Annotated in this window: 13 protein-coding genes; 2 read left to right on the forward strand and 11 right to left on the reverse strand. The window is 58.5% G+C overall.

From position 1 onward, the window contains the following. Window positions 1-9: 9 nt before the first annotated feature. A complete protein-coding gene (locus AC1MKH_RS17485) occupies window positions 10-1,026 on the reverse strand; it encodes an alpha/beta fold hydrolase (RefSeq protein WP_442961894.1) in 1,017 nt (338 codons plus the stop codon). A gap of 318 nt (window positions 1,027-1,344) precedes the next feature. Here AC1MKH_RS17485 and AC1MKH_RS17490 point away from each other — a divergent pair, with 318 nt between their 5' ends. Beyond that, the gene (locus tag AC1MKH_RS17490; RefSeq protein ID WP_276219631.1) at window positions 1,345-2,088 is read left to right on the forward strand and encodes an SDR family NAD(P)-dependent oxidoreductase; all 744 of its coding nucleotides are present in this window, start codon (window positions 1,345-1,347) and stop codon (window positions 2,086-2,088) included. 104 nt (window positions 2,089-2,192) lie between these two features. On the opposite strand, the gene AC1MKH_RS17495 is transcribed toward AC1MKH_RS17490, so the two are convergent. From AC1MKH_RS17495 to AC1MKH_RS17540, 10 genes are all read right to left on the reverse strand, one after another. Then, the gene (locus tag AC1MKH_RS17495; RefSeq protein ID WP_276219630.1) at window positions 2,193-2,621 is read right to left on the reverse strand and encodes a MarR family winged helix-turn-helix transcriptional regulator; all 429 of its coding nucleotides are present in this window, start codon (window positions 2,619-2,621) and stop codon (window positions 2,193-2,195) included. A gap of 165 nt (window positions 2,622-2,786) precedes the next feature. Further along, entirely contained in the window at window positions 2,787-3,542 is a 756-nt protein-coding gene (locus tag AC1MKH_RS17500) for a maleate cis-trans isomerase family protein (protein ID WP_276219628.1), read from the reverse strand. Then, complete coding sequence (locus tag AC1MKH_RS17505; RefSeq protein ID WP_276219626.1) at window positions 3,542-4,570, reverse strand: carbon-nitrogen hydrolase family protein; 1,029 nt, start codon at window positions 4,568-4,570, stop codon at window positions 3,542-3,544. The genes AC1MKH_RS17500 and AC1MKH_RS17505 overlap by 1 nt, the downstream gene beginning before the upstream one ends. 11 nt (window positions 4,571-4,581) lie before the next feature. After that, the gene (locus AC1MKH_RS17510) at window positions 4,582-5,493 is read right to left on the reverse strand and encodes a fumarylacetoacetate hydrolase family protein (RefSeq protein WP_276219624.1); all 912 of its coding nucleotides are present in this window, start codon (window positions 5,491-5,493) and stop codon (window positions 4,582-4,584) included. After that, on the reverse strand, window positions 5,493-6,623 hold the full coding sequence (locus AC1MKH_RS17515; protein WP_276219622.1) for a cupin domain-containing protein: 1,131 nt from the start codon (window positions 6,621-6,623) through the stop codon (window positions 5,493-5,495). Before AC1MKH_RS17515 ends, AC1MKH_RS17510 begins: the two co-directional genes overlap by 1 nt. Next, entirely contained in the window at window positions 6,620-8,917 is a 2,298-nt protein-coding gene (locus AC1MKH_RS17520) for a bifunctional salicylyl-CoA 5-hydroxylase/oxidoreductase (RefSeq protein ID WP_276219620.1), read from the reverse strand. The genes AC1MKH_RS17515 and AC1MKH_RS17520 overlap by 4 nt, the downstream gene beginning before the upstream one ends. Beyond that, complete coding sequence (locus AC1MKH_RS17525) at window positions 8,914-9,339, reverse strand: acyl-CoA thioesterase (RefSeq protein ID WP_276219619.1); 426 nt, start codon at window positions 9,337-9,339, stop codon at window positions 8,914-8,916. The genes AC1MKH_RS17520 and AC1MKH_RS17525 overlap by 4 nt, the downstream gene beginning before the upstream one ends. A 9-nt stretch (window positions 9,340-9,348) precedes the next feature. Further along, complete coding sequence (locus AC1MKH_RS17530) at window positions 9,349-10,836, reverse strand: indolepyruvate oxidoreductase subunit beta family protein (protein ID WP_276219617.1); 1,488 nt, start codon at window positions 10,834-10,836, stop codon at window positions 9,349-9,351. A 10-nt stretch (window positions 10,837-10,846) separates the two neighbouring features. Next, complete coding sequence (locus tag AC1MKH_RS17535; protein ID WP_276219615.1) at window positions 10,847-13,024, reverse strand: indolepyruvate ferredoxin oxidoreductase subunit alpha; 2,178 nt, start codon at window positions 13,022-13,024, stop codon at window positions 10,847-10,849. Window positions 13,025-13,200: 176 nt separating this feature from the next. After that, window positions 13,201-14,484 carry an MFS transporter gene (locus tag AC1MKH_RS17540; RefSeq protein WP_276219613.1) on the reverse strand — a complete coding sequence of 428 codons (1,284 nt, stop codon included), beginning with the start codon at window positions 14,482-14,484 and terminating at the stop codon, window positions 13,201-13,203. Window positions 14,485-14,830: 346 nt separating this feature from the next. On the opposite strand from AC1MKH_RS17540, the gene AC1MKH_RS17545 reads away from it, so the two are divergent. Then, window positions 14,831-15,838 carry an AraC family transcriptional regulator gene (locus AC1MKH_RS17545; protein ID WP_276219610.1) on the forward strand — a complete coding sequence of 336 codons (1,008 nt, stop codon included), beginning with the start codon at window positions 14,831-14,833 and terminating at the stop codon, window positions 15,836-15,838. Window positions 15,839-15,841: the final 3 nt, after the last annotated feature.

A 15,841-nucleotide genomic window follows, 5' to 3' on the forward strand; every position in this document is an offset into this window, starting at 1 on the left:
GCGGCTCCGTTACAGTTTATCGGCGTCGACCACCGCCTGAGTGAACGCCACCGGGTCTTCCTGTGGCGGGTTATGACCGACATTCGCGCCAAACGTGCGGTGCTCATACTTTCCGGTAAAACGGGCGGCATAGGTTTTAGGGTCCGGATGCGGCGCGCCGTTGTTTCCGCCTTCAATGGTGATGGTTGGCACGGTGATAGCCGGAAGCGTCGCCAGTTTTTGCTCGTATTTATCGTACTTCGCTTCACCCTTTTCGAGCCCTAAACGCCAGCGATAGTTGCTGATAGTGACCGCAACGTGGTCCGGGTTATCCAGCGAGGCGGCGCTGGTGGCAAAGGTTTTATCGCTAAACTTCCAGCCTGGTGATGCCTGTTGCCAAATGAGCTTCGCAAAATCATGGGTATTTTTCGCATAACCCGCTTCGCCACGCGGGGTGGCAAAATAGAACTGATACCACCACAGCAGCTCTGCCTGCGGCGGCAACGGTTGCTCACCAATTTTCTGGCTGCTGATCAGATAGCCGCTCACCGACACCAGCGATTTCACCCGCTCCGGCCACAGTGCGGCGACGATATCCGCCGTGCGCGCCCCCCAGTCAAACCCGGCAACGTCCGCCTGCTTAATGTTCAGCGCATCCATCAGCGCCACAATATCCGCCGCCATTGCCGACGGCTGGCCGTTACGCGGCGCAGTGTCAGAGATAAAACGCGTCGTGCCATAGCCGCGCAGATGCGGAACGATCACCCTAAAGCCTTTGCTGGCGAGGGCCGGAGCCACCTCTGCGTAACTGTGAATATCGTAGGGCCAGCCGTGCAGCAGTATCACCGGCTGCCCGTCACGCGGGCCAATATCGACGTAGCCGATATTCACATCACCGGCGTTAATCTGGTGGATGTTATTGAACTCGCTGGCGTAATTATCAGCTGCCAATACCGGAAGTACAGGCGTCAACAACATAGCGAGCAGAAGAGCAGATTTTACCGTTTTGTTTTTTAAAAATTGAACCGGGAGGGCCGACGTATTCATTTTTTACTCCTGCGCATGGGCATGGATAAAGGATCGATAAAAAAGCAAAAACGATAGTTAGCGAAGGAATTATAGTGAGTAAATTCTAACCAGCCGGGACTATTTCTTTTCGCCCTATCGCCTGACTATCAAAACAGCCGTATGTGTCGGGGATATTCCGCCGCGCCCCCTTTTTGCCTGCCTCTGTATCTCCATTTACGCCAGATACAGTGTGATACACAGTGACGAAAAATCAGTCTTGACGCTCAGGGGCGTTGAGGAGGAGATTAAGCGAGGCAAGGTGGTCATTTTTTAACCTCTCACAAAAGGTGTCGCGTAATGACTCAATCACTGGCAGGAAAAAAGGCTCTGGTTATCGGCGGCTCGCGCGGTATTGGCGAAGCGATTGTCCGCAGGCTTAGCGATGAAGGCGCAACCGTCGCCTTCACCTGGGTGTCGTCCGGCGAGCGCGTGCAGCAGCAGGTAGATAATTACCGGCAGCAGGGAAAAGCGGTGCAGGCGTTTCAGGCCGACAGCGGCGATGCGGCGAAGCTAACAGAAGCCGTAAACCAGGCGGCTCAGGCGCTGGGCGGGCTGGATATTCTGGTCTATAACGCGGGCGTTCTGCGGATGGGCGATATCGCGACGTTTTCGCTGGAGGATTTCGACCTGAGCTACAACATTAACGTGCGCGGGCCGTTTGTCGCAGTGCAGGCGGCGTTGCCGCATTTTCAGTCCGGTGGGCGAATTATCACGATCGGCAGTATCGTCAGCAGCGCAGGCCGGGGGCCAGGCTCCACGGTGTACGGCGTGACCAAAGCCGCCGTCGCCCGTATGGTGCGCGGGCTGGCCTGGGACTTGAGCGAACGCAAAATTACGGTGAATGATGTTCAGCCGGGGCCGGTGGCGACGGATATGAACCCACTCGACGGGGAACATGCGGAGTACTTAATCAACGCCAACCCCATGAAGCGTTTTGGCGAACCGCATGAAGTCGCTAATCTGGTCGCCTGGATCGCTGGGCCGGAATCATCATACGTGAACGGCGCGTGTATAGCGGTGGATGGCGGGTTAACGGCCTAAAACATGCCCGGTGGCGCTACGCTTACCGGGCCTACGGACGGATGTTTTTGTAGGCCGGGTAAGCGTAGCGCCACCCGGCAAAAAAAGCAGGCAGCAACGGTGAATCAAACCTGATGCTGGCTAATAATGGTTTGCAGCGTAGCCTTCAGCGCCTGGCTACGCTCGTGGCCCAGCAATTCCAGCACCTGAGCCTCGAAGCGCGCAGCTTCGCCGTTAAGCGCCTCCACCAGCTTCCGTCCTGACTCGGTGACGTTCACCAGGCTTAAACGACGGTCGCCGCCATCAACCTCGCAACGTTCCACCTGCTGTTGTTTCTCCAGCCGATGGAGCAACCGGGTGATGGTGGGTTGTTTGCTGACGGTTTTTAACGCCAGTTCGCTCACGCTGGTCGGCCCGTTGCCCTCCAGCACGGAGAGTACGCGCCATTCCAGCACCGACAGACCGTGTGATTCCACCACCGGGTGAAATTCGGACGAGACCACCATCCACGCCTGACCCAGCAGGGCGGGTAAATAACCGTTGATAAAGTTCATAGCTGCTCCGTGATGTTTGGGTACGTGTTTTTCCCCCTCACCCTAACCCTCTCCCTCAAGGGAGAGGGAACTGACCGCGCCAGAGGTTAAGTATGTGCGTTTTTCTCCCTCTCCCTGTGGGAGAGGGCCGGGGTGAGGGCATCAGCGAGCACATTCCCCACCTTATCAGAACCGCCCTGACAGCAGCGATCCAAACCCCGGCACGCGGGTGTCAAGGCGCAGGCGGTTAAGCATCATCCAGGTTGTCGCGACGGAAGATGACAGTACCGGTAGCCCCACCCGGTCTTCAATCAACTGTATCGACCCCAGCGACGGCATCTGAACGCACGCTGAGGCCACAATCGCATCAACGTTGGTATTCAGCCGCTTCGTTATCTCTACCGGCGCAAGCGGGTCCTGACGCCCCACCGCCAGGTTATCGGGGATCTCCAGCGAAATGCTGTCTACCACCTCAATGCCTTCATTTTCAATATAGTCGATCACCATTTGCGTCAGCGGTTTCATATACGGCGTCAGAATCGACACACGCTTCGCCCCCACCGCTCGTAACCCTTCCACCAGCGCGCCCGCACTGGTGATAACCGGCGAAGGATGACCATTTTCGACCGTGCGGCTGTGCAGGCGTTCTTCGGAAATACGATGATAGCCTTTGCCCATGCTCATGATCGCCACCAGGCAGGCGTAGCCCAGCACATCCACCGCGGCGTCGGAGAGTTCCAGCGCGCAGCGGTCGCTGTCGGCATCCATATTAGACAACTCTTCTTTGGTGACGTGTTTCATGCGCATCCGGCTGGAATGAAACGTAAAACGCTCCGCCGCAATCGCTTCTCTGGCGCGCAAGATTGCGGGGATTTCCGTCTCCATGGTGGTGTTAGAAGACGGGACAATCTGCCCGATTCGGTAAGTTTTTGCAGTCTGCATTAGCGTGACTCCGAAGGCGGCTCGGCCGCGTCGTTGAATTCATTGAGGTCGAGGCTGCTTTCCAGGCTATCGCTGAAGGTGACGGCGTTCATCGCCCGGCGATTGACCTGCAAGTCAAAGATATCGAAGCGGTTGTAATGCCCGGTAATGTCATGCATCTGGCGCGGCTGAATGCAGCGATTGAGGTCGATGTCGGCGTAGACAATTCCCTCCTCATCAATCAGCGGCTCGCCAATCACCCGCCCGTCCGGGCCAATCACGCCGGAAAATGCGCTGTTGCGACGCGCCAGCAGTTCGCGCGATTCCGGGTGGCTTTGCGCCATCGCCTCAATGATCTCTTCGCTAATCGTAGAGCAGGCAATCACGGTGAACACTTTGCCTTCAAAACAGTGCGCCGAGGCGCGCAGGCGAATGGCTTCTGCCATGTCGTAATCTTTCGGCGCGACAGGCAGCGCGATGTAACTGGCGACGTGTACCAGTTCGCCCTGCGCCAGCAGCGAGAAACGCGCCAGCGTATTGGTATTCTCACCGCAGGCCAGCGCGCCCAGCGGGCCGATACTGGTTTTATGCACCCGTAATGAAGAAGCATCACCGTTGGCCCAGGTGAGTTTCTCCGCCCAGGTCGGCACCAGCTTGCGATGGCGGCCAATAATTTTGCCTTCGTCGTTAATCGTCACCAGCGTGTTGAACAGCGTGCCAATACTTTGTGGATGACGCTCATTGACACCGATCACCACGTTAACCCGATGACGCGCGGCGGCCTGAGCAATTTTGCGGATTTCCGGCCCCGGCACTTCAATCGCGCTGCGGCACAATTTTTCAAACCACGGGCTACCCTCTACCGGGTTCATCACCCAGCTCCAGTAGGGATAACCGGCGATAAACACCTCCGGGAAGGCGACCAGCGTCGCGCCGTTTCCGGCGGCTTGCGCAATCAGGCGGCACGCTTTATCCACCGTCGCGTCAGTATCCAGAAATATCGGCGAGGCCTGCACCGCAGCGGCGGTAAATTTTTGCAATTCCAGCATGCTAACCCCCTTTAGACCGCGACAACCGGATGACGCAGGCTGCCAATCAGCTCCACGTCCGCGTCAATCACATCACCCGGCCATACCCACTCCTGCGGGCTGCGCCCTGCGCCCACCCCTTCCGGCGTGCCGGTCGCGATAATGTCGCCCGGTTCCAGGGTGATGCCTTTGCTGATATCGGCAATCAGCGTCGGAATTTTGAACAGCATATGGCGTGTATTGGAGCTTTGTTTGGTGACGCCGTTAACCCGCAGGCTCAGGTTCAGGTTGTGCGGATCGGCAATCTCATCGGCCGTAACAATGCACGGGCCAAACGGCGCGAACGTGTCCTGTCCTTTGGAGTAGATCCACTGTCCGGCGCGGCGACAGTCGCGGGCGCTCATGTCGATCATCAGGCTGTAGCCGAAAACATAATTTAACGCCTGCGCTTCGCTGACGCGTTTGGCGCGAGAGCCGATAATCACCGCCAGCTCCACTTCCCAGTCCAGTTGTTGAGTGATCTCCGCGTTGTGCTCAATGGCGTCGTCAGGGCCGATAATGGAGGTCGGCGGTTTGGAGAAAATCACCGGCTCTGTTGGCAGTTCGCGTGAGGTGTCCAGGGTGCGGCTGGATTCCGCGACATGCTCAACGTAGTTCAGGCCAATACCGAAAATGTTTTTACGCGGACGCGGGATCGGCGCCAGCACCTTCACGTTCACCAGCGGCAAGGCGCTGCCCACCGGCCAGTTGCCCTCATAAGATTTCAGCAGCGACGTCCCCGCACGCACCGCGACCGGGCCGAGGTCAATAAAATCGAGCATATTGTCCGGGAGAGAACTCCCGCTATGCTGCGCCAGTTTGGCCAGATCAACCACATAATCGCCCACGATGGCACCCAGACGGCCCGCTCCGGCCACTTCACTACGGTAAGTAATCAGACGCATTATTTGTTCTCCTCAGACAAAAGGGGTTGATGGCCGTCGTTCTCCAACAGCGCTTCTTCGTAATAGAGTCCCAGTGACTGCATCACCGGCAGATCGTTAAAGCAGAACAGGCAGGCGTCATCGCTCTGCGACAGGTTCACGTGCTCATGGAACGCCCAGGACGGCACGCAGAAGATGTCGCGCTCCTGCCAGTCAAAGCGTTGCCCGTCGATAATCGAGTAGCCGTGACCTTTCGCGACCTGATACATAAAGCTACCCGTGTGGCGGTGCGCCCTGCCCACAAATCCGGGGCGCAGACGCTGCATACTCGCGCCAATCGTCGGCATCACGTGGCCGCCCGTCACCGGGTTGGTGTAGTGCATCAGCACGTCGTCATAAGGCGTGCCATCACTCACGCGAGAGGCGCGGCACAGCGCGTCATAGGTAGGCCCCCACTGATATTTAAACAGCGGCGAGTAAGGTTTATCCCAGCCAATATTGTGCGGCCGCAGCGCCGCCGCGCCCCACAGCGCGACATGGTCATCCACCGGCGCAGTCACCTGTTGATGCATCTCCGGGTGCACTTTGTAGAACCCGGCTTCCATGGCATTAACCAGCGGAATATCCAGCCCGTCCTGCCAGATGCAGGGCAGACCATCGGCCTCTACGCCGTGTTCGTGCCACGTGCCGTTTGGCGTCAACACAAAGTCATTCGCCTCCAGCGGCATCTTGTGGCCTTCAACGATGGTGTACGCGCCGCGTCCTTCCATGATGAAGCGCAGCGCCGAGGAGGAGTGCGCATGGGCCGACGCCGCTTCACCGGGATGCATCACCTGCAAGCCGGAATAAAGCCAGCCCACGGCGGCCGCTACGTCCTGGCGACCGGGGTTATTCAGATAGATAACCCGACGCCCCGCCTTTTCGGGCGTCACCAGTTCAACCGAACGCAGCACGTGTTCGCGCAATTCACGGTAGCGCCACAGCACCGGCACCGACGATGATTTCGGCTGCCAGGGTTCAATCTTGTTGGCGACAGTCCACAGCGCACCGGTTTTCAGTTGAGAAAGCTGCCGGTAATAGGCCACCAGCTCCGGGGTATCGGCGACATCTGCGCGTCCGGCGATGCTTTCACGGTGGTTTTCATGTTTCATGATGATTTCCCCTGAGGCGCTAATGCGCGTTGCAGAACGTCCTGACCGTAGTGATATGCCGGGTGCCAGTTAACCTGCGCCCAGCCGTAGCGCGCGCACTCGCGCTGTAACCAGTTAGCATCCGCCAGCATCGGGCGGCCGATGGCGCACAGGTCCGCGCGCCCGGAGGCGATGATGCCATTCACCTGATCGGCATCGCTGATTGCGCCAACCGCCATCGTGGCGATCCCACCTTCGTTACGCAGGCGGTCAGCCATCGGCGTCTGGAACATGCGTCCGTAAACCGGCTTCTGTTCAACAGAAACCTCACCGGAGGAGCAGGTAATCATGTCGGCTCCGGCCTCACGGAACATCCGCGCCATCACAACGGCGTCATCAACGGTTGTACCGCCAGCCACCCAGTCGGTCGTGGAAAGACGCACGGAAATCGGCAGATGACTCGGCCACGCGCTGCGTACCGCCTGAAAAACCGCCAGCGGGAAGCGCAGGCGATTTTCCAGCGTGCCGCCGTAGTCGTCTGTACGCTGGTTGGTTAATGGCGAGATAAAACTGGAGAGCAGCGAACCGTGTCCAGCCTGGATCTCCAGCCAGTCAAACCCGGCGCTGACTGCGCGATGCGTCGCCGCGACAAACCGGGCGATAATCTCCTGAAGCTGCTGCGCTGTGGCTTCTGCGGGCGTGTGAGAAACGCCATCGAGATACGGCAGCGCCGAGGCTGAAATCAGCGGCCAGTTGTTTTCCACCAGCGGATAATCGGCTTTTTCGACACCGCCGCGCGTGGAACCTCGTCGCCCGGCATGGCCTAACTGAACGCCGATTTTTGCAGCACTGTGTTGATGCACAAAATCGGTAATTTGCCGCCACGCGCTGGCCTGCTCGTCATTCCACAGCCCCGGACATCCCGGCGTCATGCGGCCCTCTGCCGAGACGGCGGTCGTTTCGGTCAGTACCAGCCCCGCCCCGCCCAGCGCACGGCTGCCAAGATGCATCTGGTGAAACGCGCCCGGTACGCCGTTGTTCGCCTGATACAGCAACACCGGCGAGACCACTACGCGGTTATTCAGCGTTACGCCACGCACCTGATACGGCGTAAGCAACGGTGGGGTTGCCGGTTCTTTTGCCAGCCACTGTTCGTACTGCGCCAGCCATTGCGGATCGCGCAGGCGCAGGTTCTCGTGCGAAATGCGCTGGGAGCGGGTCAACAGCGAATAGGCAAACTGCGGCGGCGCCAGATTTTCATAGCGACTGACATTTTCAAACCATTCGGTGGAGTTACGCGCCGCGTTCTGGATCTTCAGCACTTCAACGCTGCGTACCGCTTCGTAGTGCGCCAGCCCCGGACGCAGCGCGCCATCGTGCTGCTTCAGGCTGTTCGCAAGTTCAATGGCATCTTCCAGCGCCAGCTTGGTGCCGGAGCCAATGGAGAAGTGCGCCGAGTGCGCCGCGTCGCCCATCAGAACAATCGGCACCTCTTTTTTCTTGTTTTGCGTCCAGTGCACCCAGTGGTGGCAAATCACGCGCGGGAAGCGGATCCAGATCGCCGCGCCGCGCAGGTGTGAAGCATTCGACATCAGCGAGTGTCCGTCCAGCCAGGGCGCAAACAGCTTTTCGCAGTAGGCAATGCCCTCTTCCTGACTCATGGTGTCCAGACCGGCGGCCTGCCATGTCTCCTCGGTGGTTTCGACGATAAAGGTCGATAGCCCCGGTTCAAACTGATAGGCATGAACCTGGAACCAGCCATGCGGCGATTCGGCAAATAAAAAGGTAAAGGCTTCAAATACTTTGCGCGTGCCAAGCCAGACAAAACGGCATTGGCGATTATCGATATCCGGCTGGAAAACCTCCTGATAGCGAGTACGCACGCGGCTGTGAATGCCGTCTGAGGCAATCACTAAATCCGCCTGATAACGCGCGGCCAGCGCCTGGTCATCCTCCACCAGCGTATCGAACACCAGTTCCACGCCCAGCGCCTGGCAGCGTTCCTGCAAAATATTGAGCAGTTTTTTGCGCCCGATACCGATAAACCCGTGACCGCCGCTGCGGTTCACCGTGTCTTTAAAATGGATTTCAATATCATCCCAGCGGCTGAACTGCGCGGTGATTTGTTCCGCACTCACCGGGTCAGCCTGTCGCAGGTTCTCCAGCGTCGCATCAGAGAACACCACGCCCCAGCCGAACGTGTCGAACGGGCGATTACGCTCCACCACTACGATGTGGTTAGCCGGATTTTGTAATTTCATCAACAGGCCAAAATAGAGCCCCGCCGGGCCACCGCCGATACAGACAATGTTCATTGACTCTCTCCTGGTGCTTGCAGCGCCGCCAGCAGCGCGGCCGGAATATCAATTGCGCGATGGGTCTCCAGCGAAGTTGTGACCAGCGTTTGCGTCACCTGCATTCGCAACTCGCCCGTCAGGCTGGTGCAACTGAGCGCCAGTTTCAGCGAACGGGTGCCGAGGTGGATCACTTCCAGTTGCAGCACAACCTTGTCGCCCATTCGGCTTACGGCTTTGAAATCCGCCTCCAGATGGACCGTCGGCAGGCCGAAACGCTGCTCGCCGATATAACCAGCAAAGCCTTCAGGCAGCAGTTCATCCACCCACTGCTCCAGCAGATCGTTGAACATGACGAAGTACTGCGGATAGAACACAATCCCCGCCGGGTCGCACTCAGAAAAGCGGATACGATGCTGGCGAGTAAAGGTAGTCGCACTCATATAATCTCCTTAGTTCAGAGCCAGACGCTGCTGGCACTCGCGCAGCTTGTCGCCATGTTCATCGGCCAGTGCCGCATCACGCAGTTCGCGCAGCGTGGCCGGAGCAAGATGCGACGCGTGGCGCTCCACAATGTCTATCAGGGTTTGGTAGTTACGCAGGCCGCGCGCGTGGGTGTCGCCATAGCCCTTCACCAGCCGCTGGCACTGGACAATTTCCAGCGCCAGCGCAGGGTTGAAGGCCGCCGCGCGCACCACGTATTGCAGCCAGCTTTCGATGCGAGCATTTTCCCGCTGATAACGCAGGGTGAGACGGCGGCCGCGACGCCAGCGCGAGAGCATCCAAAGCAGCAAATAGCCGCGCAGAGAACTGGTGTTCACCACGCGTCCTTTGCGGGTCACGCTGCCCAGCAGGCGGTTGCAGATACCCGGCTTCAGCAGCCAGCGCCCCATTCCGACAGGCAAGGTTTCGCACACCTCTTCCAGCCGGGGGTGCATATATTCGTTAATGCTCAGGAGTTGCTTCTCATCGAGACGCACCTCTTCCCGCACGCGCGCAAAGCGGGTGGCGCGAATTTTGAGATCCGCCACACGGATGGTGTCCTCCCACGACATCCAGAGGGCGAGATGGCGCGCGGCTTCCCGCAGCAGCACATCACCCTGGCCGCCGGGTTGTTCAGAAAGCTGTTTCAGGCGGTCAAGATAGAGATCGGCGTAGCGCACATCCTGATAATCCAGCAGACGGCGCACGCCTTCGATGGCAGTGGCGCGCGCGGCGTCAGGCAGTTCGCGGGTGATGCGGTCGAGCAGCGCCGCAACCTGCGGGCTGGTCGGCGCGGGTTCGTTGAGGGTTATCACGGCATCAGCATCTTCCAGCCCTGACGCCGCCACGCCACGGGCGAAAGCGCGCAGGCTCGGCTTCACGCCAACGCCGCCGCGGGTGATGGTCTCTTCAAATTGCGCCTGACTGAACGGCAGCACGCCGGAACCGCACAGCGCGCCGAACAACACGGCGCTGATCACGCTACCGCTCTCTTCCGCCACTTTCGCCATATCAAAACGGACAAACTGTTTTGCCGCATTGCTGGCATGCCGGATGAGCGAGTCGCTATTGACGCGGCCATCGCCCATCGCCGTTTTTTCGCCGATGGCGTAGACGCGGTGGGTTGATGCAATCAGCGTGGTGCGTTCTGGCGTCACCAGCCCGCGCTGCACGGCGCGCCCCGCTTCCATCAATTCAGACGCCAGCACCACATCAACATCGCCCGGCATCGGCATCAGCGCCAGCACCGGCGGCTGGGCGAGATTGTCGTGAAGCCCCGGAAAAAGCTCCACGTAATAAATCGTCGCCCCGGTGCGCTGGGCAACGCCTGGCACGGAAGTGGTCTGGGCAAAATAGCCGTTCTCTTCCCCGAGATTGACAATCCAGTCGGCAAGTACCCCGCCGCCTTCACCGCCCATCGCCAGGATGGCTATTTTAATCGGTTGTAATACGGGCATTTTTGGCTCCTCAGAAACTGAAACGCGCGATGCGGCGAGCATCCCGACGCTGCAACCAGCCGATCAGCGGGCGACGAATCGCCTCCATCAGCCGCTCACGCAGGCGCGGATATGAAATAATGCGCGCACGGTAGAATGACGGGCAGAGCACCGCCGCATGCGACACTTCCCCGCACAAACCGCAGCCCACACAACTGTTTACCACCGTCGCCACCGGGTCAGTGCGCAACGGATCGGGATTCGGTTTTACCGATAACGACGGGCAGCCGGAAAGGCGGATGCAGGAGTGGTCGCCGGTGCAGGTATCCGGGTCAACGCCAAAGCGCTCACGCACCACGCGCTGTTGATTCTCCAGCGCTTTGCGCACCTGCTGTTTTTCCCGACGCTGGCGGTTAAGCATGCATTCGCTCTGGGCTATCAACACCTTCGGCCCCGGCGTCTGCGTGGTGAGCGCTTCACGCAGGGTGGCGGTCATCGCCTTCAGGTCATAGGTACGACGAAGGGTCTTCACCCACTTCACGCCCACGCCTTTCACTGCGTTTTCAATCGCATGCCCGGTGCTACGGGTGGCGTTCTCTGCGGTGGAAGAGAGGATGTCCTGCCCGCCCGTCGCCGAGGTATAGCTGTTATCGACGACGATGGTCAGGTTGTTGCTCTGGTTAAAGACGCTGTTGGCGATACCGCTGGTCAGGCCGTTGTGCCAAAAGCCGCCGTCTCCCATCACCGCAATGGCGCGTTTGCCGTCTTTGGTGTTCAGCGCCGCCGCGCCTGCCCCGCCGAGGCCGTAGCCCATCGTGGTATTGCCGAGGTTAAACGGCGGTAAAATGGAAAACAGGTGACAGCCAATATCAGCACTGATGTGATGTGGGCCTAACTCGCGTTCGACCAGTTTCATGGCAGTAAAGATCGGGCGTTCCGGGCAACCGGTGCAAAATCCCGGTGGGCGGGCATGAATGGCATCCGCCAGCGCCGGTTCCGGGGCTGCGTTGACCACATCCGGCACGACGCTTGCCAGAGGAATTCGCACCTGAAACGCCGCGGCTTTGACCTCTGGCGCCAGGCGACCATAGCGCTCAAGGAACGCCCGCAGCCCGGCCTGCACGGTGGCAGTGTTGTATTCGCCCGCCAGCGGCAGTAGATCCTTACCGTGCAGTTTGGTCTCCAGCCCCAGCGTGCGCAGAATCAAAGAGAGGTTCTGTTCGACAAAGTTCGGCTGCCCCTCTTCCAGCACCAGCACCGCACGTTTGTTGCGGCAGAACTGTTCCAGTTCTTCATCCACCAGCGGATAGGCCACGTTCATCACGTACAGCGGAATTTTGCTGTTGCCAAACACATCTGCCAGGCCAAGCTGATTGAGCGCGCGGATCAGGGTGTTGTAGTTCCCGCCCTGAAGGGCGATGCCAATATCGTCAGCGTCGGCAGAGAAAAACTCGTTGAGCTGGCGTTCGCGGATGAAACGCACCGCCGCAGGCCAGCGCTGATGGATTTTCTCTTTTTCGTGCAGGAAGCTGGCCGGCGGCAGCACAATGCGGCTCAGATCGCGCTGCGGGTTTTCCAGCGCCTCTTTTACCGTGTACGCCGGGGCGCGGTTTTCTGAGGTAATGAACTGGCCGTGAACGTGACAGGAGCGAATACGCATTTGCAGCATCACCGGCGTGTTGCTCGCTTCCGACAGTTCAAAACCATCTTTCACCGCCTGCACGATTGAAGGCAGGTTCGGGCGAGGGTCGAGCAGCCACATCTGCGATTTCATGGCAAACGCGTGGCTGCGTTCCTGCATAATTGACGAGCCGTCACCGTAATCTTCGCCCACGATAATCAGCGCCCCGCCCAGCACGCCGCCGGAAGAGAGATTCGCCAGCGCGTCAGAGGCGACGTTGGTGCCAACGGTGGCCTTAAACGTCACCGCGCCGCGCAATGGATAGTTGACCGACGCCGCAAGCGTTGCCGCGGCAGTCGCTTCACTGGCGCTGTTTTCAAAGCGGATACCGTACTGGTCGAGGATTGGCTGCGCATCGGCCAGTACGTCCATCAGGTGGGAAATCGGCGCGCCCTGATAGCCAGCGACGTAGGAGACGCCAGATTCCAGCAACGCTTTAGTGACCGCCAGAATTCCCTCGCCGCTAAATACGGAACCGGCGGGTAAATTCAGCTTTTTCACCTCTTCTGCAAACGAACGTTCAGCCATCTCAACCTCGCTTTCATTTTTGTAATCTGTCTGAGTTAGTTGTAAGCAAGGGGATGGCGGGCGGCAATCCATGATTAGTCATGGAATTGTCTTTTGTGCGGAAGGTGGATAGGGATTGCAGGGAGGGGATAAAAAGGGGGTCAGGCGCAGCATTTGCGCCTGACCCATAGCACTGTCTATTTTCTCGTTGGCAACAACATCACCATCACTGCCGCCAGCAAACACACCAGCGCAAACGCGCCAAAGTTCCACGACAGCGATAATCCGCTACTGGCGATCCACGCGCCAAACAGTGGGCCGCTCATCGCGCCGATTCGCGCGAAACTGAGCGCCCATCCCGTCGCGGAGGCACGGCTGGCCCCCGGATACCAGGTGGCCAGTAAGCCCGTCAAAATGAGCGATGCCGAAATGCTCCCCAGCCCGGCCAGCGCGGTGAGCAAAATGTTAATCGCCAGCGAATGCTTGAACATCAGCGCACAAATACCGACAGCGCCGACCAGGTAAGAAATAGCCACCGCTCGCCGCGCGCCAATACGGTCAGCAATGCGCCCGAGCACTAAGCCGCCGATAGCGGAGGAGAGGCTAAACACCACCAGAAACAGCAGGCTGGGGCCGAGCGCGTAGCCGCTTTTGCGCATAATCGTTGGCAGCCAGGTATTTAGCCCATAAACCAGTAACATGCCGCAGAAGAGTGCTATCCAGAAACAGGCGGTGGCGCGCAGGTAATCGCGGGAAAACAGCAGCGTCACGGTTTTACGCCAGCCCTCCTGCTGAGGTTTGTGTCTTTCCGGTTCTGGCATGGGCACGCCCAGCCGGGCAGAGAGCGCTCGCGCTTCGTCCATGCGACCACGGCTGACCAGATACTCCAGCGACTCCGGCAACAGTCGCGCCATTGGCCATAATGCCAGCAGTGGTAAAGCACCGACGCCGATTACGCTGCGCCAGCCAAAATGCGGGATCAGCCACATCGCCACCAGCGCCGAACACAAAATACCGAGCGAGTAGCCGGAATACATGATGCCGTAGTTATAGCTGCGCCGCTCAGGCGGCGAGTACTCTACCGTCATCGCCGCCGCAATCGGGATCACCCCGCCCAGCCCCAGGCCGCCGATAAAGCGCGAGACGCCAAACAGCAGCGGCGTCGGCGCCCAGGTGGTCGCCATCATCGACAGGGAAAAGAGCGCCACGCAGGCCAGCAGCATTCGCCGCCGCCCCAGTCGCTCACTGAGAGATCCCGCCAGAAACGCGCCGAAAAACATACCGATAATGGCGTAACTACTGAGCGCCCCCAGTTCCAGCGGCGTTAAACCCCAACGGGCATCTTCCGCCATACTCGAGAGTACGGCGCCCATCACCCCGACATCATAACCTTCGAACAAAATACTCAACCAACACACCAGTAAAACCCGGCGGGTCACCGCATAAGGGCGAACCGCATCTTTAGTCATGGCAATCGTCATGGCGAACTCCGGTTATTTGACACGCTATCAGCGATATGCAATCGCGCGAGCAAGATCAATCGTTCACCGCAGAACCCGATGTGATATCTGCACAGGGTGGATAGCCACAGCAGAAGATGGCGTTTATGCATTTTTTACCCATAAGCAAAACAAAATGATCTATGTCTCGTTATCAGAATCTCCTGTGACACAAACAAAAAAAGCGAGCTAACGTATAAGCGTAATTAGTTACATGATTGTTCATATATTGTTATGAATAAGTTGATTCAAGCAACGCGATGGCGTATGACGGCAAACAATCAACTCACAGCGTTCCCCTTTAACTTTTGCTATTGAGGAGTCTGTTATGTTGATCAACGAAATCGCCTCACCGCGTCTTTCTGCCGCCCTTAGCCATCTCAATGCCTCATCGAGCCTGCTGTTTGCCTCGGCATCGCTGGAACAGGCCGCCGGGATCGTCGGGCGTATTTTTAAGCCTTGCCAGGTCGATCTGGTGGATCGCGGTGCGCGCGCCGATGTTCGTATGCACCACATCGCAATGGGGGAAATCTCGCTTAATCGCCTGCGTTATAGCTCGCGGGTCGATATCGCTCCGGCACAGCTAAAAGATTTTTTTCTGGTACAGATGCCGCTGCACGGCCACGCAACCATCATCAGTGAAGGGCAAGAAATCATTTCCACGCCGCAGCTGGCAACGGTGATTAACCCGGAAGACGTGACTCGCATGCGCTGGGAGCCAGGCAACGATCAATTTCTGCTGCGCATCTCTCGCTCACTGCTCGAAAGCACCCTGATGGGGCAACTCGGGCAGCCGCTGAACGGACCGCTGCGTTTTGACAGCGCTTTTCGCTGGCAGGAAAACCCCGCCTGGTGCGCGTTAATCGGTTATCTGATGGAATGCGCCAGCCAGGGGTTAGATCTGGATAAGCACCGTTTAATTCGCCAGCAAATTGAGCAACTGGTCGCCACCACCCTGCTTAATAGCCATCGGCATAATTACCAACACCCCGGACAACAAAAGCGAGCAGCCATTCGTCCTTCGCATGTGCGCCGGGTTCAGGAGTACATTCACGCCCACGCTCACGAAACCTTAAGTGCTGAGATGCTGGCAGAAATTGGTGGCGTGAGTTTGCGCGGGCTCTATGCCGGATTTAAAAATTTTCTTGGCGTCAGCCCCATGCAGTATCTGCGTGATACGCGAATGGAACGCGTGCGGGCGGAACTGCTGACAGGGGAAGTAAACAATGTTACCGGTGTGGCGTTACGTTGGGGATTTGCCCACATGGGGCGTTTTAGCGCAGAGTACAAATCACGCTTTGGCGAGACGCCCAGCCAGAGTATGCGTAAACGCTGACCG

Source organism: Pseudocitrobacter sp. CD920760, assembly GCF_057782505.1.